The sequence below is a fragment of the Polynucleobacter sp. 78F-HAINBA genome, from assembly GCF_018882325.1.
GTDB lineage: Bacteria > Pseudomonadota > Gammaproteobacteria > Burkholderiales > Burkholderiaceae > Polynucleobacter.
Genome location: NZ_JACVOQ010000025.1, coordinates 1 through 270 on the forward strand (window position 1 = coordinate 1; position 270 = coordinate 270).

Here is a 270-nt window from a genome sequence, read left to right on the forward strand (position 1 = left end):
CGAGAAGTGTTTATTACTACCAGCTAGGGCTAAGCAAGCAGGCCGATCCTCATCTTGCAACAAAGACCCAGATCCAAGTGATCTACCAGCGCCACAAAGGTCGTTATGGCTATCGACGAGTCCATTTAGAGCTTAGCAATCAGCAGTGTTACCTCAACCCCAAAACCGTACAAAAACTGATGGGGCACCTCGGCCTTAAATCAACGGTGCGCCCTAAACGCTACCAGTCTTACAAAGGGTCTGTGGGTAAGGCAGCCCCAAACCTATTAG

1 protein-coding gene is annotated in these 270 nt (G+C 49.6%); it reads left to right on the top strand.

All coding sequences use genetic code 11. The features are described 5' to 3' along the window. The coding region (locus ICN11_RS10820) for an IS3 family transposase (protein ID WP_216230357.1) at nt 1-270 on the top strand (270 nt) is incomplete at both ends.